The organism is Microbacterium sufflavum, from assembly GCF_023101165.1.
Taxonomy (GTDB): domain Bacteria; phylum Actinomycetota; class Actinomycetes; order Actinomycetales; family Microbacteriaceae; genus Microbacterium; species Microbacterium sufflavum.
Window position 1 is genome coordinate 3,152,881 of record NZ_CP078076.1, and the last position, 18,921, is coordinate 3,171,801.

The 18,921-nt window shown below is 71.6% G+C and carries 17 protein-coding genes; 9 read left to right on the plus strand and 8 right to left on the minus strand.

Annotated features, from left to right (window positions below; all coding sequences use genetic code 11):
- From KV394_RS15320 to KV394_RS15335, 4 genes are read left to right on the plus strand one after another with little or no spacing between them, the layout of a single operon-like run.
- Window positions 1–1,650 carry an ATP-binding cassette domain-containing protein gene (locus KV394_RS15320; RefSeq protein ID WP_136030917.1) on the plus strand — a complete coding sequence of 550 codons (1,650 nt, stop codon included), beginning with the start codon at window positions 1–3 and terminating at the stop codon, window positions 1,648–1,650.
- Entirely contained in the window at window positions 1,647–2,624 is a 978-nt protein-coding gene (locus KV394_RS15325; protein WP_247638942.1) for a S66 peptidase family protein, read from the plus strand. The genes KV394_RS15320 and KV394_RS15325 overlap by 4 nt, the downstream gene beginning before the upstream one ends.
- Window positions 2,621–3,457, plus strand: coding sequence for a serine hydrolase (locus KV394_RS15330; RefSeq protein WP_247981825.1), 837 nt, complete (start codon window positions 2,621–2,623; stop codon window positions 3,455–3,457). The genes KV394_RS15325 and KV394_RS15330 overlap by 4 nt, the downstream gene beginning before the upstream one ends.
- Window positions 3,454–4,266, plus strand: coding sequence for a serine hydrolase (locus KV394_RS15335; protein WP_136035491.1), 813 nt, complete (start codon window positions 3,454–3,456; stop codon window positions 4,264–4,266). The genes KV394_RS15330 and KV394_RS15335 overlap by 4 nt, the downstream gene beginning before the upstream one ends.
- Before the next feature lie 97 nt (window positions 4,267–4,363).
- Here the strand turns inward: KV394_RS15335 and KV394_RS15340 are convergent, their stop codons facing one another.
- Window positions 4,364–5,413, minus strand: coding sequence for a P1 family peptidase (locus KV394_RS15340; RefSeq protein ID WP_247981826.1), 1,050 nt, complete (start codon window positions 5,411–5,413; stop codon window positions 4,364–4,366).
- 156 nt (window positions 5,414–5,569) lie between these two features.
- On the opposite strand from KV394_RS15340, the gene valS reads away from it, so the two are divergent.
- Together valS and KV394_RS15350 are read left to right on the plus strand one after the other, a co-directional pair.
- Entirely contained in the window at window positions 5,570–8,164 is a 2,595-nt protein-coding gene (valS, locus tag KV394_RS15345; protein ID WP_247981827.1) for a valine--tRNA ligase, read from the plus strand.
- Window positions 8,164–8,379 carry a hypothetical protein gene (locus tag KV394_RS15350; RefSeq protein ID WP_247981828.1) on the plus strand — a complete coding sequence of 72 codons (216 nt, stop codon included), beginning with the start codon at window positions 8,164–8,166 and terminating at the stop codon, window positions 8,377–8,379. Before valS ends, KV394_RS15350 begins: the two co-directional genes overlap by 1 nt.
- Before the next feature lie 70 nt (window positions 8,380–8,449).
- On the opposite strand, the gene KV394_RS15355 is transcribed toward KV394_RS15350, so the two are convergent.
- The 4 genes from KV394_RS15355 to tdh all read right to left on the minus strand — a co-directional run bounded on the left by KV394_RS15355 (window position 8,450) and on the right by tdh (window position 11,569).
- Window positions 8,450–8,668 carry a hypothetical protein gene (locus KV394_RS15355; RefSeq protein ID WP_247638939.1) on the minus strand — a complete coding sequence of 73 codons (219 nt, stop codon included), beginning with the start codon at window positions 8,666–8,668 and terminating at the stop codon, window positions 8,450–8,452.
- A complete protein-coding gene (locus KV394_RS15360; protein WP_247981829.1) occupies window positions 8,665–9,282 on the minus strand; it encodes an ArsR/SmtB family transcription factor in 618 nt (205 codons plus the stop codon). Before KV394_RS15360 ends, KV394_RS15355 begins: the two co-directional genes overlap by 4 nt.
- 65 nt (window positions 9,283–9,347) lie before the next feature.
- Window positions 9,348–10,526 (minus strand): glycine C-acetyltransferase, encoded by a 1,179-nt coding sequence (locus tag KV394_RS15365; protein WP_247981830.1) that lies wholly within the window; start codon window positions 10,524–10,526, stop codon window positions 9,348–9,350.
- Window positions 10,526–11,569, minus strand: coding sequence for an L-threonine 3-dehydrogenase (tdh, locus tag KV394_RS15370; protein WP_247981831.1), 1,044 nt, complete (start codon window positions 11,567–11,569; stop codon window positions 10,526–10,528). The genes KV394_RS15365 and tdh overlap by 1 nt, the downstream gene beginning before the upstream one ends.
- An 82-nt stretch (window positions 11,570–11,651) precedes the next feature.
- Here tdh and KV394_RS15375 point away from each other — a divergent pair, with 82 nt between their 5' ends.
- From KV394_RS15375 to KV394_RS15385, 3 genes are read left to right on the plus strand one after another with little or no spacing between them, the layout of a single operon-like run.
- The gene (locus tag KV394_RS15375; protein ID WP_247981832.1) at window positions 11,652–12,590 is read left to right on the plus strand and encodes a LysR family transcriptional regulator; all 939 of its coding nucleotides are present in this window, start codon (window positions 11,652–11,654) and stop codon (window positions 12,588–12,590) included.
- A gap of 9 nt (window positions 12,591–12,599) precedes the next feature.
- Complete coding sequence (locus KV394_RS15380) at window positions 12,600–14,651, plus strand: M3 family metallopeptidase (protein WP_247981833.1); 2,052 nt, start codon at window positions 12,600–12,602, stop codon at window positions 14,649–14,651.
- Between the two features lie 19 nt (window positions 14,652–14,670).
- The gene (locus KV394_RS15385) at window positions 14,671–15,168 is read left to right on the plus strand and encodes a GyrI-like domain-containing protein (protein WP_247981834.1); all 498 of its coding nucleotides are present in this window, start codon (window positions 14,671–14,673) and stop codon (window positions 15,166–15,168) included.
- 24 nt (window positions 15,169–15,192) lie between these two features.
- On the opposite strand, the gene clpX is transcribed toward KV394_RS15385, so the two are convergent.
- The 3 genes from clpX to KV394_RS15400 form a co-directional block, all read right to left on the minus strand.
- A complete protein-coding gene (gene clpX / locus KV394_RS15390) occupies window positions 15,193–16,461 on the minus strand; it encodes an ATP-dependent Clp protease ATP-binding subunit ClpX (RefSeq protein WP_136030889.1) in 1,269 nt (422 codons plus the stop codon).
- A gap of 157 nt (window positions 16,462–16,618) precedes the next feature.
- Entirely contained in the window at window positions 16,619–17,470 is an 852-nt protein-coding gene (locus KV394_RS15395) for an aldehyde dehydrogenase family protein (RefSeq protein WP_136030887.1), read from the minus strand.
- Window positions 17,467–18,909 (minus strand): aldehyde dehydrogenase family protein, encoded by a 1,443-nt coding sequence (locus KV394_RS15400; RefSeq protein ID WP_136035770.1) that lies wholly within the window; start codon window positions 18,907–18,909, stop codon window positions 17,467–17,469. Before KV394_RS15400 ends, KV394_RS15395 begins: the two co-directional genes overlap by 4 nt.
- Between the last annotated feature and the right edge of the window lie 12 nt (window positions 18,910–18,921).

The window sequence follows — 18,921 nt, forward strand, 5'->3', positions numbered from 1 at the left end:
ATGCCCGACCTGATCTTCGACGACGTCTCCATCACCTACCGCACCTCCGGCCGCTCCGGCCGCGACGAGGTCGCCGCGGTGCGCAACGTCTCCCTCACCCTCCCCGCCGGGCAGACCCTCGGCATCGCCGGCGAGTCGGGGTCGGGCAAGAGCACCCTCGCGATGAGCGTGCTGCGCCTGCTCCCCCGCAACGCCCGACTCAGCGGACGCGTGCTGCTGGGCGACCAGGACGTGGCGACGCTGTCGTTCGGACAGCTGCGCGCCGTGCGGTGGGCGCAGACCTCCATCGTGTTCCAGGGCGCGATGCACTCGCTGAACCCGGTGCGCACGGTCGCATGGCAGCTGAACGAGGCGCTGGAGCTGCACGCCTCCGATCGCTGGAAGACCGAGAAGGCGCGGAAGGAACGGGTGCGCGAGCTGCTCGACGTCGTCGACCTTCCGCCGCAGAAGGGCGAGGCGTATCCGCACGAGCTCTCCGGCGGGCAGCGGCAGCGCGTCATGATCGCGATGGCTCTCGCGTGCGACCCCGAGGTGATCATCGCGGACGAGCCCACCACCGCGCTCGACGTGATCGTGCAGAAGCAGATCCTCGACATGATCTCCCGGCTGGTCGCCGAGCGCGGCATCTCGATGCTGATGATCAGCCACGACCTGTCGGTGCTCGCGACCGCGTGCGACCGCATCGCGATCATGCGCAACGGCGAGCTGGTCGAGGTCGGCGAGAGCTACGCGGTGTGCACGACGCCCGAGCAGGCGTACACGCGCCAGCTCGCCGACGCGTTCCCCACCATCGGCGACCCCGCCTCCCGCATGGCGCCGGTGACCCGGCACGGACGCGACGCCGACGACGTGCCGGAGATCGTCCACGGCGACGAGGTGCTGCTGGAGGCGAAGGGCCTCAACGTCACCTACCGCTCGGGAGGCCGGCCCGTGCACGCGGTGCGCGACGTCGACCTCGCGGTGCGGCGCGGCGAGATCGTGGCGCTGGTCGGCCAGTCCGGCTCGGGCAAGTCGACCCTCGCCCGCGCCCTCATGGGACTGCAGCCCGCCGACCCGGGGTCGCAGATCCTGTTCGAGGGCTCTCCGATCGCGGCGAAGGGCCGGGCGCTCGCGCAGTTCCGCTCGCAGGTGCAGCTGGTGCTGCAGGACCCGTGGGCGGCGCTCAACCCCAAGCACAGCGTGTACGAGTCGGTCGCCGAAGGCCTGCGCGTGCAGCGCTACCCCGGAGACGAGCGCGAGCGCGTGGCGCAGAGCCTCGCCGACGCCGAGCTGACGCCGCCCGAGCAGTACTTCGGCGCGATCCCGCAGGAGCTCAGCGGCGGTCAGCGGCAGCGCGTCGTGATCGCCGGGGCCCTGGCCGTGCAGCCGCAGATGCTGATCGCCGACGAACCCGTCGCCTCGCTCGACGCCTCGGTGCGCGGCGAGATCCTGGGACTGCTGCTCGACCTGCGCCGCCGCCTCGGGCTCTCAGCGCTCGTCATCACGCACGACCTCGGGCTCGCGTGGAACATCGCCCACACGGTCGCCGTCATGTACCACGGGCAGATCGTGGAGCACGGCCCCACGGAGGAGGTGCTGCTGAACCCGCAGCACGAGTACACGCGGCACCTGCTCTCTGCGGCACCGCGCATCGAGGAGAGGACCGCATGACCGACACGATGGAGGGCACCGCGATCGGCACGGACTCGCCCTACCTGGACTCCGCGCCGCTGCGACCGGGCGACACCGTGGCGATCGTGTCGCCCTCGGGCCCCGGCAACGAGGAGAACACGCAGCGCGCCGTCGACTACTACGAGTCGTGGGGCCTGAACGTGAGGGTGGGAGAGCACGTGCTCACGCCGCACCCGCGCGCCTCCTACCTCGCCGGCCCCGACGACCTGCGCCGCGCCGACCTCGTGGCCGCCTGGCTGGACCCCGAGGTCGACGCGGTCGTCACGGCCCGCGGCGGCTACGGCGCCCTGCGGCTGCTCGACGGCATCGACTGGGCGGCCATGCGGCGCGGAGCCCTCCGGCGCGACGGACGGCCGAAGCTGCTCACCGGCTCGTCGGACGTGACCGCGCTGCACGAGACCTGGCGCGCGCACCTCGGCGTCGCCACGCTGTTCTGTCCGATGGCGGGCAACAACGTGTTCCGCGACTCGCCGACCGTGCGCGACGACGTGCAGCGCTGGCTGTTCGAGCCCTGGCGCGGACGGGAGCTCATCGGCCCGAAGACCGAGATCATGACGCGGGGCCGGGCGGAGGGACGCTTCACCGGCGGCAACCTCAGCCTCCTGGCGGCGGGACTGGGGGCGCCGGAGGCCTCCGTCGCCGCCCCGGGCATCCTGTTCCTGGAGGACATCACGGAGGAGCCGTACCGGCTGGACGGCTTCGTGACGCAGCTGCGCCGGGCCGGGCGGCTCGCCCAGGCCTCGGGCATCGTGCTGGGCTCCTGGCACGAGTGCGGCGACCTCGAGCTCGTGCACGCCCTGATGCGCGACGAGTTCCAAGACCGCGGGGTGCCGGTGCTGTGGGAGCAGGGCTTCGGCCACGACCCGCACGCGCTCACGATCCCGCTCGGCGTGGACGGGGTGCTCGACGCGACCGGGGACGAGCCGCGCCTCACGGTCGGGCTGCCGGCATGATCGCCCTCCCCCCGCTCGACCCCCGGGCGACCTGGTCCGTCCGGCTGCTCGACGCGGACACCGGGGCGACCCTGGCCGAGCACGACCCGGACGTGCGGTGCGAGACCGCGAGCATCGGCAAGATCTTCCTGCTCATCGAGGTCGCCCGGCGGCTGGAGGACGGGACGCTCGCGGCGGACGCGCGCATCGACATCCCCGACGAGCACCGTGTCGAGGACTCGGGGCTGCTGTACCGGATGCACGACCAGCGCGTCACCGTGCACGACGCGGCACTCCTCGTCGGCGCCGTGAGCGACAACCTCGCCACGAACGCGCTCCTCCGCCTCTGCGGACTCGACGCCGTCCGCGCGGTCGCCCCGGAGCTCGGCTACCGCGACACCGCGCTGCACGACTACATCCGCAACGAGCGCACGCCCGACCTGCCGTGGACGCCGTCGTTCGGCACCGCGGCCGAGCTGTCCGACGTGATGCGGCGGCTCGGCGCCGGCGAGGTCTTCTCCCCCGCCGTGAGTGCGCGCGTGCTGGACTGGCTGGCCGCCGACACCGACACGTCGATGACCGCCGACGCGTTCCTGCTCGACCCCCTCGCGCACGTCGAGGCGGAGTACCAGGGCCTGGTGCTGCGTCACAAGACCGGCAGCGTGGGCTTCGCGCGGGTGGACGTCGGACTGCTGCGCGGCCCGGAGGGCGCGGTCGCCTACGCCGTCGCGGCGAACTGGAAGACCGCGGGCACCGACCTGCGAGCGCCCGTGCTCGACGGCATGCGCGCGGTCGGCGAGCTCATCCGGGCGCACGTGACCGGACGCCCGCGCGACGACGGAGGGGACGCATGAGCGCGATCGACGTGGAGCTGCCGAGCGGGAACGGCACCGTGTGGTCGGTGCTCGTGCAGGACGTCGACACCGGCGAGGTGCTGCTGCGCCACGACCCCGAGGCCGTGCAGGACACCGCGAGCGTGGGCAAGATCTTCCTGCTGCACCGGCTGCTCGCCGAGGTCGACGCGGGCACCCGCACGCTGGAAGAGCGCGTGACCCGGCGCCCCGTGGAGGCCATCGAGGACTCGGGGCTGTGGTACCTGCTGCAGGCCGACGAGCTGTCGCTGTACGACGTGGCGGCGCTGATCGGCGCGGTGAGCGACAACGCCGCCACCAACACCCTGGGCCGCGTGATCGGCATCCCCGTGGTGCAGGAGCACACCCGGGCGCTCGGCTACACCGCCTCCGCGCTCGACGACATCGTGCGGTGGCCGATCCCGCCCGGCGCTCCCCGGACGCTGTCGCACGCGAACGCCGCGGAGCTCGTGCGCTTCATGTCGCGGCTCGCCGACGGCGCCGATCTCTCGCCCGCGTCGGCCGACACGCTGCGGCGGTGGCTCGGTGCCGGCATGGACCTGTCGATGGTCGCCTCGGCGTTCGAGCTCGACCCGCTCGCGCACTGGGGTTTCGACCGCGGCGTGTGGCTGCTGAACAAGACCGGCACGATCTCGCGGGTCCGCGCCGACACGGGCCTCGTCATGTCGCCCACCCGGCGCATCGCCTACGCCGTGCTGGCCACCTGGAACAGCGGTGCGGACGGCCGCGGCCCGGTGCTGGCGGCCATGCGCCGGATCGGCGAGGGCATCCACGCCGCGCTCGCCGACTGAGCACCGCTCGCACCGCAGGACATCCGGGCGCGGTTGCCGCGACACGTCGCGCGTCCGTCCTCCACGGCGACGTTTCCCCCCGGGTCGTGAACGCCGGTCAGACGACCCCGGCGCGCGCCAGGCGCTCGCGCACCCGATCGATCGGCACCGCGTGCGCCGTCTGCCCCTCGCGGCCCACGGTGGTCTCGGCGGTCAGCACGGAGTTGATCAGCGCCTCCTCGACCGCGTCCATCGTCGCGGCGAACAGCGGCGAGAGCTCGTCGTCCGCCGCGAGCCCGCCCGTCGCCGGGTCGTGCACGGAGAACGCGATGGCGTAGTCGCCGCTGCCCTGCGCGTAGTCGGCACCGACGCCCCGCATCGCGAACACGGCGCGGTTGGCCACGCGCCCGAGCTGGCGGCCGTCGACCGGCGCATCGGTGGCGACGACGATCATGCAGGAGTTCCCGACCGGCTCCGCAGGGTCGTCCGTGAGCAGCTCCTCCGCGGGCAGGGGCACCCCGGCGATGCGCAGCGTGCCACTGAAGTTCGTCTGCACGAGCGCGCCGACCGTGCACGGGGTTCCGGCCACGTCGACCACCCGCGACGCCGTGCCGATGCCGCCCTTGTAGCCGAGGGCGACCGTCCCGGCACCCGCACCGACACAGCCCTCCGCGACGGGACCGGACGCCGCCGCCTCCAGTGCCGCGACCACCTGCTCCTCGCCCACGGCCCGCCGACGGATGTCCGAGAGGAACCCGTCGTTCGTCTCCCCCACCACCGGGTTCAGCGTCGTCGTGTGCGCGTGCGCGGGTGTCGCCAGCACGTGCCCGAGCAGCGCGTCGGCCACGCGGAACACCGACAGGGTCGACGTGAGGAGGATCGGCGTCTCCAGCGCGCCGAGCTCGCGCAGCTGCGTGGCACCGACGAGCTTGCCGTAGCCGTTGCCCACGGAGAGGTTCGCGGGAAGGCTGCGGCGCCGCGCGGTGAGCGCGTCCGGCACGATCGCCGTGACCCCCGTGTGCAGACCGTCGCCGTGCAGCGTGGCGTGGCCGACCCGCACCCCGGGCACGTCGGTGATCGCGTTCTCCGAACCGCGCGCGAAGGCTCCGGGCGCGACGCCGAGGTCGGCGAGCCGGGGACGGGTGGACGAGGACGACGGCGATGTCATGCTCCGATCCTCCCAGTCGCGGCGGGTGCGGGTCCGCGCCGCGCCGAGTGTCCGCCGCGGTCGAGCGACCCGCCCGCACGCTCGGTAGACTGGGCGGCACCACCCACACTCAGGCACGCTCACACAGTGCCGCATACATCGCTCGAGGAGACCTCCATGTCCGCCATCCCTGACAAGCCCGCACTCGAAGGTCTCGAAGCGAAGTGGGACGCCGCCTGGGCGGAGCAGGGCACCTACCTGTTCGACCGTCTGCGCGCCGCGGAACTCGGCCGTGAGGGCGTGTACTCGATCGACACCCCGCCGCCCACCGCCTCGGGCAGCCTGCACATCGGGCACGTGTTCTCGTACACCCACACCGACGTCAAGGCGCGGTACGAGCGGATGCGCGGCAAGACCGTGTTCTACCCGATGGGCTGGGACGACAACGGCCTGCCCACCGAGCGCCGCGTGCAGAACTACTACGGCGTGCGCTGCGACCCCTCGCTCCCCTATGACCCCGACTTCGCCCCGCCGTTCGAGGGCGGAGACAACAAGTCCAGCCGTGCGGCCGACCAGCAGCCCATCAGCCGGCGCAACTTCATCGAGCTGTGCGAGCGCCTCACGATCGAGGATGAGAAGCAGTTCGAGGCACTGTTCCGGCAGCTCGGCCTGAGCGTGGACTGGACGCAGACCTACCGCACGATCTCCGACGACACGATCCGCCAGAGCCAGCTCGCGTTCCTGCGCAACATCGACCGGGGCGAGGCCTACCAGGCCCTCGCGCCGACGCTGTGGGACATCGACTTCCGCTCCGCCATCGCGCAGGCCGAGCTGGAGGACCGCGACCAGCAGGCCGCGTATCACACGATCGAGTTCCCCTTCGCGGACGGCTCCGGCTCGATCGCGATCGACACCACGCGTCCGGAGCTCCTCCCCGCGTGCATCGCGATCGTGACCCACCCCGAGGGCCCGCACAAGCACCTGATCGGCACGAAGGTGCGCACCCCGTTCTTCGGTGCCGAGATCGAGATCCACGGTCACCACCTCGCCCAGCCCGACAAGGGCACCGGTGCCGCCATGGTGTGCACCTTCGGCGACGTGACCGACATCGTCTGGTGGCGTGAGCTGCGCACGACCGATGGTCGCGACCTGCCGAACATGACCACGATCGGCCTCGACGGCCGGTTCCTCCCGGAGGCTCCGTCCCTCGTGGCCGACGCCGACGCCCGCGCCTGGTACGCGGCCGAGGTCGCCGGCAAGACCGTGTTCAGCGCCCGCAAGGCGATCGTCGAGAAGCTGCAGGAGACGGGCGACCTGACCGCGGTCGGCAAGCCCTTCCAGCACGCCGTGAAGTTCTTCGAGAAGGGCGACCGTCCGCTCGAGATCGTGTCCACGCGCCAGTGGTACATCCGCAACGGCGCCCGCGACGGAGAGCTGCGCAACCAGCTGCTCGCGCACGGGCAGGAGCTCGCGTGGCACCCCGACTTCATGCGCGTGCGGTACGAGAACTGGGTCGGCGGTCTCACCGGCGACTGGCTCGTGTCCCGGCAGCGCTTCTTCGGCGTGCCGATCCCCCTCTGGTACGCGCTTGATGAGAACGGCGACCGCGACTACGACCGCGTGCTCGTCCCCGACGCCGCGAGCCTGCCGATCGACCCGACCACCGACGTGCCGGCCGGGTACACGGAAGACCAGCGCGGCGTGCCGGGCGGGTTCGACGCCGAGGCCGACATCCTCGACACGTGGGCCACGTCGTCGCTCACGCCGCAGCTCGCCGGCGGCTGGCAGCGCGACGAGGAGCTGTGGCAGCTCACGGCCCCGTTCGACCTGCGTCCCCAGGGGCAGGACATCATCCGCACCTGGCTGTTCTCCACCATGCTGCGCTCGACGCTGGAAGACGGCAGGGCCCCGTGGAAGAACGCCGCGATCTCCGGCTTCATCGTCGACCCGGACCGCAAGAAGATGTCGAAGTCGAAGGGCAACGTGGTCACCCCGGCCGACGTGCTCGACGCGCACGGCTCCGACGCGGTGCGGTACTGGGCGGCCTCCAGCCGACTGGGCATGGACGCCGCGTTCGACCCGCAGAATCCGACCCAGGTGAAGATCGGGCGGCGCCTGGCCATCAAGGTGCTCAACGCCGCGAAGTTCGTGCTGTCGTTCCCGGTGCCGGAGGGCGCGCAGGTCACCCACGCGCTGGACGCCTCGATGCTCACGGCCCTCGACGCCGTGGTGGCGGAGGCGACCGCGGCGTTCGACCGCTACGACGCCGCGCGCGCGCTCGAGCTCACCGAGGCGTTCTTCTGGACGTTCTGCGACGACTACCTGGAGCTGGTGAAGGAGCGGGCGTACAACCAGAACGACGTGGGACAGGCGTCGGCGGCACTGGCGCTGCGCCTGGCGCTGTCCACGCTCCTGCGTCTGCTCGCGCCCGTGCTGTCGTTCGCGACCGAGGAGGCGTGGTCGTGGTTCGAGCAGGGTTCCGTGCACACCGCCGCGTGGCCGGAGCCGCTGGGCATCGAGGGCGACGCCGCGGTGCTGGCCGCCGCGAGCGAGGCCCTGATCGGCATCCGTCGTGCGAAGACGGAGGCGAAGGCGTCGCAGAAGACCCCGGTGTCGCGCGCGGCGATCGCCGCCCCTGCCGCGAAGCTCGACGCGCTGCGCGCCGCCGCCGACGACCTCCGCGCGGTCGGCCGCATCGCCGAGCTCGAGTTCACCGAGGCCGAGGAGTTCGCGGTGACCGCGATCGAGCTCGCCCCGGTCGAGGCGTCGTGATGCAGCTGGGCACCCGCTGGGCCACCGGCACGCAGCCGCCCGCGTCGGTCCCGGAGGCGCTGCGCTCCGCGATCGCCGAGGTCGAGGCCCGCGGGCTCACCGGACACTGGACGCTCACCTGGCTGGAGGGCCGGGCGCTCGCCGAGCTCGACGCGGGCTGGGAGGTCGTGCAGACGGCGTCCGGCGAGGTGGTGGCGCGTCCGTTCGAGGACTGAGCACCCCCCGTGCGACGAGAGCCCCGGATCCTCTGCGGATCCGGGGCTCTCGCGTCCGTGGCAGGGGCCGTCAGCGGCGCGGCGCCCCGAGCTGGGCGAGCAGGTGGTCGACGGCGCGCGGGTCGTGGCGGCGAGCCTGCTGCTCCGCCAGCAGGTCGAGGGCGAGCTGGCGGCGCCGCGCGCGCTCGGCCACGCGATGCTCGACGAGGCCGGTGAGGCGGTCGGCGAGGCGCAGCAGCCCCCGCTCCGTGCGCGTGGGGGCGGAGAGGTGCAGCGTGGCGGCGGTCATGATGCGGACTCCGGCTCGGCCGCACCCGCCGCGGACGGCGGCGTCGGCAGGTCGAACAGCTCGGCGCGCACCGACACCCGCCGCACGTCCGGCCCGGTCTGGCCGCGGTACCGCTCGATCGCCGACTCGATGACGGCCTCCAGCTCCGCGCGCAGGGCGAGTGCCTGGGCGGGGGTCACGTCGAGGTGCGTGGTGAGCGTGATGCCCACGTCACCCCACCCGTCGGGAACCTCGGACGCTGGTCGGTTCAGGTACGACATCAGCGTCTCGTGCCGCAGCCGGAAGAACTCGGAGGTCACGATCTGCGCGGCGGCGCGGTTCGCGGGCGAGGTCATGTCGTCCGGGCCCGGCACGTCGATGCGCCCCTTCGGCCGCTCCCACCAGCGCTCCCTGGCGGTGCCGCGGCCCTCGACCTCGCGGATGAGGTCGTGCGCGGCGAGGGCGCGCAGGTGATAGCTCGTGGAACCCGAGGTCTCCCCCACGAGCGCGGCGAGGGAGCTCGCGGTCTGGGGGCCGCGCGAGGCGAGCAGGTCGAAGATCTTCACGCGAAGCGGGTGGGCGAGGGCCTTCAGCGCTCCGGCGTCGAGCGTTCGCACCTGGGTCTGTTCGGTCATGAGTGCAAAGGTACCCTTGCAAACACTTCTTTGCAAGTTTTTCTTTGCATTCGGATCCGCTCCCGTCAGCCCACCGCGTCACGCGCCGCCACGAACGCGGCGACGCACTCCTCCACCTGCTCCGGCGTGTGCGCGGCGGACAGCTGCACGCGGATGCGCGCGAGCCCGCGCGGGACGACGGGGAAGCTGAACGCGGTCACGTAGATGCCCCGCTCCTGCATGGCCTGGGCGATCCGCGCCGTCTTCGCCGCATCGCCGAACATCACCGGGACGATCGGGTGCTCCCCCGGCAGCAGCTCGAACCCCTCCTCGGTCATCCGGCGCCGGAACAGCGCCGCGTTCTCGCGCAGTCGCGCCCGCAGCTCGGCGGATCCCTCGACGAGGTCGAGCGCCGTCAGGGTTCCCGCCACGATCGCGGGGGCCAGCGTGTTCGAGAACAGGTAGGGGCGCGACCGCTGTCGCAGCAGTGCCACGATGTCGGCGTGGGAGGCCACGTACCCGCCCGAGGCGCCGCCGAGCGCCTTGCCGAACGTGCCGGTGTAGATGTCGACGCGGTCCGACACCCCGCACAGCTCCGGAGTGCCGCGGCCGTGCTCGCCTACGAACCCGACGGCGTGGGAATCGTCCACGAACACCAGCGCGTCATACCGCTCGGCGAGGTCGCAGATCTCGGCCAGCGGCGCGATGTAGCCGTCCATCGAGAACACGCCGTCGGTCACGACCACCCGGAACCGGGCATCGGCCGCCGCCCGCAGCTGCTCCTCCAGGTCGGCCATGTCGCGGTTGCGGTAGCGCAGGCGACGCGCCTTGGAGAGCCGGATCCCGTCGATGATCGACGCGTGGTTGAGCTCGTCCGAGATGATCGCGTCGTCCGCCGAGAAGAGCGTCTCGAACACCCCGCCGTTCGCGTCGAAGCACGACGAGTAGAGGATCGCGTCGTCCGTCCCGAGGAAGTCCGCCAGGCGCCGCTCCAGCTCCAGATGCTGCTCCTGGGTGCCGCAGATGAAGCGGACGCTCGCGAGCCCGTATCCCCACTCCTGCAGCGCGGCGGTGGCCGACGCGAGGATCCGGGGGTCGTCCGCGAGGCCGAGGTAGTTGTTGGCGCAGAAGTTCAGCACGGGCGTCCCGTCGGCCGTGATCTCCGCGCTCTGCGGTCCGCGGATGCCGCGCTCGCGCTTGGTGAGCCCGGCCTCCTCGATCCCGGCGAGCTCCGCCGCCACATGGGTCTTGAAGTCTCCGTACATCACAGCTCCGTCCAGTCGAGGATGATCTTGCCCGTTCCCGCCGATTCCGCGGCCGCGAAGCCGCGCTCCCACTCGCGCGCCGGCACGACGTCGGCGATCACGCGGCCGATCGCCTCGCGCAGCGCGGCGCTGGTCTGCAGCATCGCGCCCATGGCGTTCCACGTCTCGAACATCTCGCGGCCGTAGATGCCCTTGATCGTGTGCATGTGCGTGACGAGCTTGCCCCAGTCGATCTCGAAGCCGGCGCTCGGCAGCCCGAGCATCGCGATCCGTCCGCCGTGGTTCATGTTGTCGATCATGGCCGGGAGGGCCGACGCCGCGCCGCTCATCTCGAAGCCGATGTCGAAGCCCTCGCGCATGCCGAGCACGCGCTGGGCGTCGCGCACGTCGCGCTGCGACACGTCGACCACCTCGTCCGCGCCCATGCGCCGCGCCATCTCCAACCGCGGTGCGCTCACATCGGTCGCGGCGATGAAACGCGCACCGGCGTGCCGCGCCACCGCGATCGCCATGAGGCCGATCGGGCCGCACCCGGTCACCAGCACGTCCTCACCGACCAGCGGATACGTCAGGGCCGTGTGCACGGCGTTGCCGAGGGGGTCGAAGACGGCCCCGAGTTCCGGGGTCACGTCGGCGTGGTGCACCCAGACGTTCGCGGCAGGCAGCGACAGGTACTCCGCGAACGCCCCGTCGCGCTGCAGCCCGAGACCGATCGTGCGGATGCACATCTGCCGGCGCCCCGCGCGACAGTTCCGGCAGGTGCCGCACACGATGTGCCCCTCGCCGGAGACGCGGTCCCCGACAACGATGTCGTGCACCAGGGGCCCGACCTCCACGACCTCCCCGTAGAACTCGTGCCCGGGGATGAGCGGGGTCGAGATGGCGGAGGCCGCCCAGTCGTCCCAGCGGTGGATGTGCAGGTCGGTGCCGCAGATGCCCGTCCGCAGCACGCGGATGACCACGTCTCCCGGTCCGGCCGTCGGTTCGGGGCGGTCGACGAGGGTGAGTCCGGCGCCCGGCTCCTCCTTGAACAAAGCCTTCATGTCTTCGATCTCAGCGCATCCATCGCTGTAGAACAATCGGCAGATCCTGCATCGTCCCTGTAGTGCTGGCTAAACTATCGCGATGGAGCTCCACCAGTTGCAGATCCTCCGCGAGCTCGGCGCCCTCGGGAGTGTGACCGCGGTCGCCGAGGCCCTGCGCGTCACGCCGTCCGCGGTGTCGCAGCAGCTCGCCGCCCTCCAGCGGGCGTTCCCCACGCCCCTCACCCGCCGTGAGGGACGCTCGCTCGTGCTCACCGCGGCCGGAGAGGTGCTGGCCGCGGCGGGCACCGAGGCGATCGACGCGATGGCCGCGGCACGACACGCCCTCGACGACTTCGAGAAGGCGGCGACGGGCGTGGTGAGCCTCAGCGGCTTCCACAGCGTGGGGCAGGCGCTGTTCGGGCCGCTGCTGCGCGAGCTGGCCGCGCTGGACTCCGCACCCACCGTGCAGCTCACCGACGAAGATGTCGCCCAGAGCGAGTTCCCCGCCCTCACCTCCCGGTACGACCTGGTGCTCGCGCATCGCATGGAGCACTCCGATCCGTGGCCCACGGCGGGTGTGCGCAGTGTCACGCTCGTGCGCGAGCCGCTCGACGTGGCGGTCGCCGCCGATCATCCCCTCGCCACGCGGTCGAGCCTGAAGCCCGCCGACGTGGCGGCAGAGCGCTGGGTGACCAGCCGCACCGGCTACTCCCCCGACGACGTGCTGCGCGCCGTGTCGGCCGTCGCGGGGCGCCCGGTCGACGTCCTCCACCGCATCAACGACTACGGCGCCGTGTCCGCCGTCGTCGCCGCGGGCGGGGTGCTCGGCATGCTGCCGCGCTTCACGTCGCGCAGCGTCGACGACCGTGACATCGTGCGCATCCCGCTGCGTGGCGTGAGCACGCACCGCATGATCGACGTCCTGGCGCGGCCGGAGAACCTGCGCCGGCGGTCCGTCCGCGTGGTCGTCGACGCGCTGCGCGCCGTGATGGTCGGGCTGCGCACCGAGGCCGACGATGCGCTCGGCACGGGTCGTTAGGCTCGGGGAATGACCGACGCCACGAACCCGCTCCTCCAGCCGTCGTCCCTTCCCTTCGGACTGCCGGACTACCGGGCGATCCGCGCCGAGCACTACCTCCCGGCGTTCCAGGCCGGGTTCGCGGCGCAGCTCGCCGAGGTCGCGAACATCACGCGGGTGCGATCGATGCCCACGTTCGAGAACACGATCGAGGCGCTCGAGCGGTCCGGGGAGCTGCTCGACCGCGTGGCGCACACGTTCTACACGGTCAGCTCGGCCGACGCGACACCGGAGATCCAGGAGATCGACGAGCAGCTCGCGCCGCTCATGGCCGCCCACCAGGACGCGATCACCCTCGACGCGGCGCTCTTCTGGCGCGTCGAACGCGTGCACGAGCAGCGCGACGCTCTGTCCCTCGACCCCGAGCAGCGCTACCTCGTGGAGCGGTACCACCGCGAGATGACGCACGCGGGCGCGGGCCTCGACGACGCGGCCAAGGCGGAGCTCACGACCCTCAACCAGCGCCTGTCCGTCCTCACCAACACCTTCGAGCGCAACCTGCTGAGCGACACGAACGACCTCGCCGTGGTGTTCGACTCCGCGGCCGAACTCGACGGCCTCAGCCAGGGCGAGCTCTCCGCGGCCGCCCGCGCCGCCGCCGACCGCGGGCTCGACGGCCGGTACCTCCTCACCCTGCCGCTGTTCACCGGCCATCCCGCCCTGGCCCGCCTCCGCGTCCGGGAGTCCCGGCGGCGCGTCCTGGCCGCGTCGCGCGCCCGGGGCTCGCGCGACAACGCGAACGACAACCGTCCGGTCCTGCGCGAGATCGTGCGCCTGCGGGCCGAGCGCGCCGCACTTCTCGGGCACCCCTCGCACGCGGCATACGTCACAGCCGACGAGACGGCGGGCTCTCCCGAGGCGGTCGAGCGGATGCTGCGCCGGCTGGCTGCTCCGTCGGCCCGCAACGCGCGCGCCGAGCGCGCGGCGCTCCAGGCGCTGGTCGACGAGTCGGAGCCCGCTCCCTTCCCGGTCGAGGCGCACGACTGGGCGTTCTACACCGAGAAGGTGCGTACGGCCCGCTACGACATCGACACGGCTGCGCTGCGCCCCTGGTTCGAGGCGGAGCGCGTGCTGCAGGACGGCGTGTTCTTCGCGGCGACCCGGCTGTACGGAGTCACCTTCCGCGAGCGCGACGACCTGGTCGCCTACCACCCCGGGGCCCGGGTGTTCGAGGTGCGCAACGCCGACGGTTCCCCGCTCGGCCTCTACGTGCTCGACCTCTACACCCGCGACTCCAAGCGCGGCGGCGCCTGGATGAACGCGATCGTCAGCCAGTCACGACTCCGCGGCAGCGCGCCCGTCGTGGTCAACAACCTCAACGTCCCCCAGCCCGGAGAGGGAGAGCCCACGCTGCTGACGCTCGATGAGGTGACGACGCTGTTCCACGAGTTCGGGCACGCCCTGCACGGTCTGTTCGCGACGGTGACGTACCCCCACTTCGCCGGCACCAACGTGTTCCGCGACGTCGTCGAGTTCCCGAGTCAGGTCAACGAGATGTGGATCCTGTGGCCCGAGGTCCTGGACAACTACGCCCGCCACCACGAGACGGGAGAACCGCTCGACCCCGCGATCGTCGACCGCCTCCGGGCGACCGAGACCTTCGATCAGGGACACGCGACGAGCGAGTATCTGGCCGCCGCCTGGCTCGACCAGGCCTGGCATCGGCTCTCCGTCGACGACCACGTGGACGATGTCGCGGCGTTCGAGGCCGCAGCGTTGGCAGACATCGGGCTCGATGACCCCGCCGTGCCGACGCGGTATTCGTCGACGTACTTCGCGCACGTGTTCTCCGGCGGTTACAGCGCGGGGTACTACTCATACATCTGGAGCGAGGTGCTCGACGCCGACACGGTCGAGTGGTTCCGGGAGAACGGGGGCCTCACCCGCGAGAACGGCGACCGCTTCCGGGAGCGTCTGCTCGGGGTCGGCGGGTCGAAGGACCCCCTGGAGGCGTATCGCGACTTCCGCGGCCGCAACGCCGAGATCGCGCCGCTCCTGAAGCGCCGTGGACTCGACGGCTGACCCGTGGCACCCTGAGCACATGAACGCCTTCTCCGACGCCCCGTTCGGCCCTGCCGACCGGCTCGACCTCGACCCCGTCCCGCTCGCGGTCATCCGCCACGAGGCCATCCGCCTCGCCGACCTCCGTGACGCCTTCGACTCCGGGTACCGCGCCATCGGCGACGCGTTCGCCGCCGGCACGCTGCTTCCCGCCGGTCCGGCACTGGCGATCTACCAGGGCGACCCGATGGGCGTGTTCGATCTCGAGCTCGGGTTCCCCGTGCAGACCCCGCCGTCCGACCCCCTCGCCACCGGTGACGGCACCGCCATCGTCGCATCCACGCTTCCGTCCGGATCCGCGGTGGCGACCACCGTCCTCGGCTCCTACGACGGTCTCGGGGCCGGATGGGCGGCTCTGGTCGCACGGGCGGCGGAGGCGGACCTCCATCCGCGCGGCGTCTGGATCGAGGTGTACGTCTCCGACCCGGACACGGCGCCGGAGGACCTGCGCACCGACCTCATCATGCCGGTCGGTTGACCGCCCCGCCGGCGTCGGTCGGGGTCAGGCGCTCTTGCGCTTGCGCTCCATCACCACGGTGGGCGGGGCGCCCTCGTCGACCGCGGCGCGCGTGATGATGACCTTCGCGACATCGTCGGCGGACGGGATCTCGAACATGACGGGGCCGAGCACGTCCTCGAGGATCGCGCGGAGCCCGCGGGCACCGGTCTTGCGCTCCACCGCGAGGTCGGCGATCGAGCGCAGCGCCTCCTCCTCGAACTCCAGCTGCACGCCGTCGAGCTCGAACATGCGCTGATACTGCTTCACGAGCGCGTTGCGCGGGCCGGTGAGGATGTCGATCAGCGCGGCCTGGTCGAGCGGCGACACGTTGGTCACGACCGGCAGACGCCCGATGAACTCGGGGATGAGCCCGAACTTGTGGAGGTCTTCCGGCAGCACCTCGCTGAACAGGTCGAGGTCCTTGCCCTTGTCGTGGAGCGGGGCGCCGAAGCCGACGCCGTGCTTGCCGACGCGCGCCGACACGATGTCCTCCAGCCCGGCGAAGGCGCCGGCCACGATGAACAGCACGTTCGACGTGTCGATCTGCAGGAACTCCTGGTGCGGGTGCTTGCGGCCGCCCTGCGGCGGAACCGACGCGACCGTTCCCTCGATGATCTTCAAGAGCGCCTGCTGCACGCCCTCGCCCGACACGTCGCGCGTGATCGAGGGGTTCTCGGCCTTGCGGGCGATCTTGTCGACCTCGTCGATGTAGATGATGCCCTGCTCGGCGCGCTTCACGTCGTAGTCGGCGGCCTGGATGAGCTTGAGGAGGATGTTCTCCACGTCTTCACCCACATAGCCTGCCTCGGTGAGCGCGGTGGCGTCGGCGACGGCGAACGGCACGTTGAGGCGCTTGGCGAGCGTCTGTGCCAGGTAGGTCTTGCCGCAGCCGGTCGGCCCGATGAGCAGGATGTTGCTCTTGGCGATCTCGACCTCTTCGGCCTTCTGCTCCGCCGGCTGCAGGGTGCCGTGCGCACGGACCCTCTTGTAGTGGTTGTAGACGGCGACGGCGAGGGCGCGCTTCGCGGGCTCCTGGCCGACCACGTACTCCTCGAGGAACGAGAAGATCTCCCGCGGCTTGGGCAGTTCGAACTCGGCGACGCCCTCGGCGGACGACTCCGCCATGCGCTCCTCGATGATCTCGTTGCACAGCTCGACGCACTCGTCGCAGATGTACACGCCGGGACCCGCGATGAGCTGCTGCACCTGCTTCTGGCTCTTTCCGCAGAAAGAACACTTGAACAGGTCAGCGCTTTCACCGATGCGGGCCATGCGCGTCCTCCTATGGGGGATCAGAGATCGTCCTTCGAGCCTAACCGCTGCATGCGACACCGGGCCGCATTGGCGCGGACTCGCTTCCGCGCGGCCCCGGCATCGAGAAGGGCCCCGCCCGCGGGATGCGCGACGGGGCCCCTCGTGCGGTCCGAGCTCAGACCATGCTCTTGGTGTGCCAGACGGTCTTCACCTCGGTGAACGCGGCGATCCGCTCGGGCGAGGCGACGACCTCGCCCGGAGCGACCACGCGCTTCAGGGTCTCCGCGGCGGCGATCTGCAGGTCGACCCAGTCGAGCGCTCCCGCGCCGGACAGGTCGAGCGCGTTGACGTCCTGGTGCGCGGCGAGCCACGGCGCCATCTCCGCGGGCGACCCCGTCAGCACGTTCACGACGCCGCCGGGGAGGTCGCTCGTGGCCAGCACCTCCGCGAGGCTGATCGCCGACAGCGGGTGCTGCTCGCTCGCGATCACGACGACCGTGTTGCCCGCGACGAGCGCCGGTGCCACGACCGAGACCAGCCCGAGCAGCGCCGAGTCCTGCGGCGCGACGATCGCGACCACGCCGGTCGGCTCCGGCACGGAGATGTTGAAGTACGGTCCGGATACGGGGTTCGCGTTGCCCGCCACCTGGGCGTACTTGTCGCACCAGCCCGCGTACCAGACCCACAGGTCGATCGCCTCGTCCACCTGCGCGGTGGCCGCCGAGGACGACACGCCCTCCTGCGCCACGATCTCGTCGATGAACTGCGCGCGGCGCCCCTCCAGCACCTCCGCGACGCGGTACAGCACCTGGCCGCGGTTGTACGCGGTCGCCCCCGACCATCCCTTCACGGCCGCGCGCGCCGCGGTGACCGCGTCGCGGGCGTCCTTGCGCGAGGCCTTGGCAGCGTTCGCGAGGAAGCCGCCCTTGCGCGACACCACCTCGTACGTGCGACCCGACTCGCTGCGGGGGAAGGCCCCGCCGATCGCGAGCTTGTAGGTCTTCGGAACGCTCAGTCGCTTGCTCATGCTGCGGCTCCCTTGAGGTACGCGGTGAGCCCCTGACGGCCGCCCTCGCGGCCGTATCCGGACTCCTTGTAGCCGCCGAACGGGCTCGACGGGTCGAAACGGTTGAACGTGTTGGCCCACACCACACCGGCGCGCAGCCGGTCGGCGACGGCGAGGATGCGCGAGCCCTTGTCGGACCAGATCCCCGCGGAGAGCCCGTACGGCGTGTTGTTCGCCTTCGCGATCGCCTCGGCGGGCGTCCGGAAGGTCAGCACGGACAGCACGGGCCCGAACACCTCGTCGCGCGCGATGCGGTGCGCGGCCTCGACACCGGTGAAGATCGTCGGCGCGAACCAGAAGCCCTGGTCGGGGATGGCGCAGTCGGCGGTCCAGCGCTCGGCACCCTCCGCCTCGCCGATGTCGCTCAGCTCGCGGATCCGCGCCAGCTGGGCGGCGGAGTTGATCGCGCCGATGTCGGTGTTCTTGTCGAGCGGGTCGCCGAGGCGCAGCGTCGACAGCCGGGCCTTGAGCCGGTCGACGACCTCGTCGTGGATGGACTCCTGCACCAGCAGGCGGCTGCCGGCGCAGCACACGTGGCCCTGGTTGAAGAAGATGCCGTTGACGATGCCCTCGACGGCCTGGTCGATCGGGGCGTCGTCGAACACGATGTTCGCCGCCTTGCCGCCCAGCTCCAGCGTCAGCTTCTTGTTCGTCCCGGCGACCGCGCGAGCGATGTCGCGACCCACGCCGGTGGAACCCGTGAAGGCGACCTTGTCCACGTCGGGGTGGCGCACGAGCGCGGCCCCGGTCTGCCCGGCACCCGTGACGATGTTCACGACGCCCGCGGGAAGGTCGGCCTGCTGCAGGATCTCCGCGAACAGCAGGGCCGTGAGCGGCGTGGTCTCGGCCGGCTTCAGCACGACCGTGTTGCCGGCGGCGAGAGCGGGCGCGAGTTTCCACGCGAGCATGAGCAGCGGGAAGTTCCAGGGGATGACCTGTCCGGCGACGCCGAGCGACCGCGGGTTCGCGCCGAGCCCGGCGTAGTCGAGCTTGTCCGCCCAGCCCGCGTAGTAGAAGAACCAGGAGGCGACGAGGGGAACGTCCACGTCGCGGCTCTCCTTGATGGGCTTGCCGTTGTCGAGGCTCTCGGCGACCGCGAGCTCGCGCGCGCGCTCCTGCACCAGGCGCGCGATGCGGAACAGGTACTTGCCGCGGTCGCGGCCGCTCATCCTTGACCACGTCTTGTCGTAGGCGCGGCGGGCGGCGGCGACCGCACGGTCGATGTCCTCGTCGCTCGCGGACGCGATCTCGGCGATGCGCTTCTCGCTCGACGGGGAGATGGTCGTGAAGGGGGTGCCCGAGCCGTCGACGAACTCGCCGTCGATGAACAGGCCGTAGCTGTCCCGGAGGTTCAGGATCGCGGTGGACTCCGGTGCCGGAGCGTATTCCAGAAATGACATGGTCGTCTTCCC

Coding starts and splice junctions, on each gene's coding strand:
- KV394_RS15365 (WP_247981830.1), bottom strand. CDS start 10,526: ATGTACGGAGACTTCAAGACCCATGTGGCGGCGGAGCTCGCCGGGATC.
- KV394_RS15385 (WP_247981834.1), top strand. CDS start 14,671: ATGAACGCCTTCTCCGACGCCCCGTTCGGCCCTGCCGACCGGCTCGAC.
- KV394_RS15395 (WP_136030887.1), bottom strand. CDS start 17,470: ATGAGCAAGCGACTGAGCGTTCCGAAGACCTACAAGCTCGCGATCGGC.
- valS (WP_247981827.1), top strand. CDS start 5,570: ATGTCCGCCATCCCTGACAAGCCCGCACTCGAAGGTCTCGAAGCGAAG.
- KV394_RS15350 (WP_247981828.1), top strand. CDS start 8,164: ATGCAGCTGGGCACCCGCTGGGCCACCGGCACGCAGCCGCCCGCGTCG.
- KV394_RS15335 (WP_136035491.1), top strand. CDS start 3,454: ATGAGCGCGATCGACGTGGAGCTGCCGAGCGGGAACGGCACCGTGTGG.
- KV394_RS15320 (WP_136030917.1), top strand. CDS start 1: ATGCCCGACCTGATCTTCGACGACGTCTCCATCACCTACCGCACCTCC.
- KV394_RS15355 (WP_247638939.1), bottom strand. CDS start 8,668: ATGACCGCCGCCACGCTGCACCTCTCCGCCCCCACGCGCACGGAGCGG.
- KV394_RS15360 (WP_247981829.1), bottom strand. CDS start 9,282: ATGACCGAACAGACCCAGGTGCGAACGCTCGACGCCGGAGCGCTGAAG.
- clpX (WP_136030889.1), bottom strand. CDS start 16,461: ATGGCCCGCATCGGTGAAAGCGCTGACCTGTTCAAGTGTTCTTTCTGC.
- KV394_RS15340 (WP_247981826.1), bottom strand. CDS start 5,413: ATGACATCGCCGTCGTCCTCGTCCACCCGTCCCCGGCTCGCCGACCTC.
- KV394_RS15375 (WP_247981832.1), top strand. CDS start 11,652: ATGGAGCTCCACCAGTTGCAGATCCTCCGCGAGCTCGGCGCCCTCGGG.
- KV394_RS15400 (WP_136035770.1), bottom strand. CDS start 18,909: ATGTCATTTCTGGAATACGCTCCGGCACCGGAGTCCACCGCGATCCTG.
- KV394_RS15330 (WP_247981825.1), top strand. CDS start 2,621: ATGATCGCCCTCCCCCCGCTCGACCCCCGGGCGACCTGGTCCGTCCGG.
- tdh (WP_247981831.1), bottom strand. CDS start 11,569: ATGAAGGCTTTGTTCAAGGAGGAGCCGGGCGCCGGACTCACCCTCGTC.
- KV394_RS15380 (WP_247981833.1), top strand. CDS start 12,600: ATGACCGACGCCACGAACCCGCTCCTCCAGCCGTCGTCCCTTCCCTTC.
- KV394_RS15325 (WP_247638942.1), top strand. CDS start 1,647: ATGACCGACACGATGGAGGGCACCGCGATCGGCACGGACTCGCCCTAC.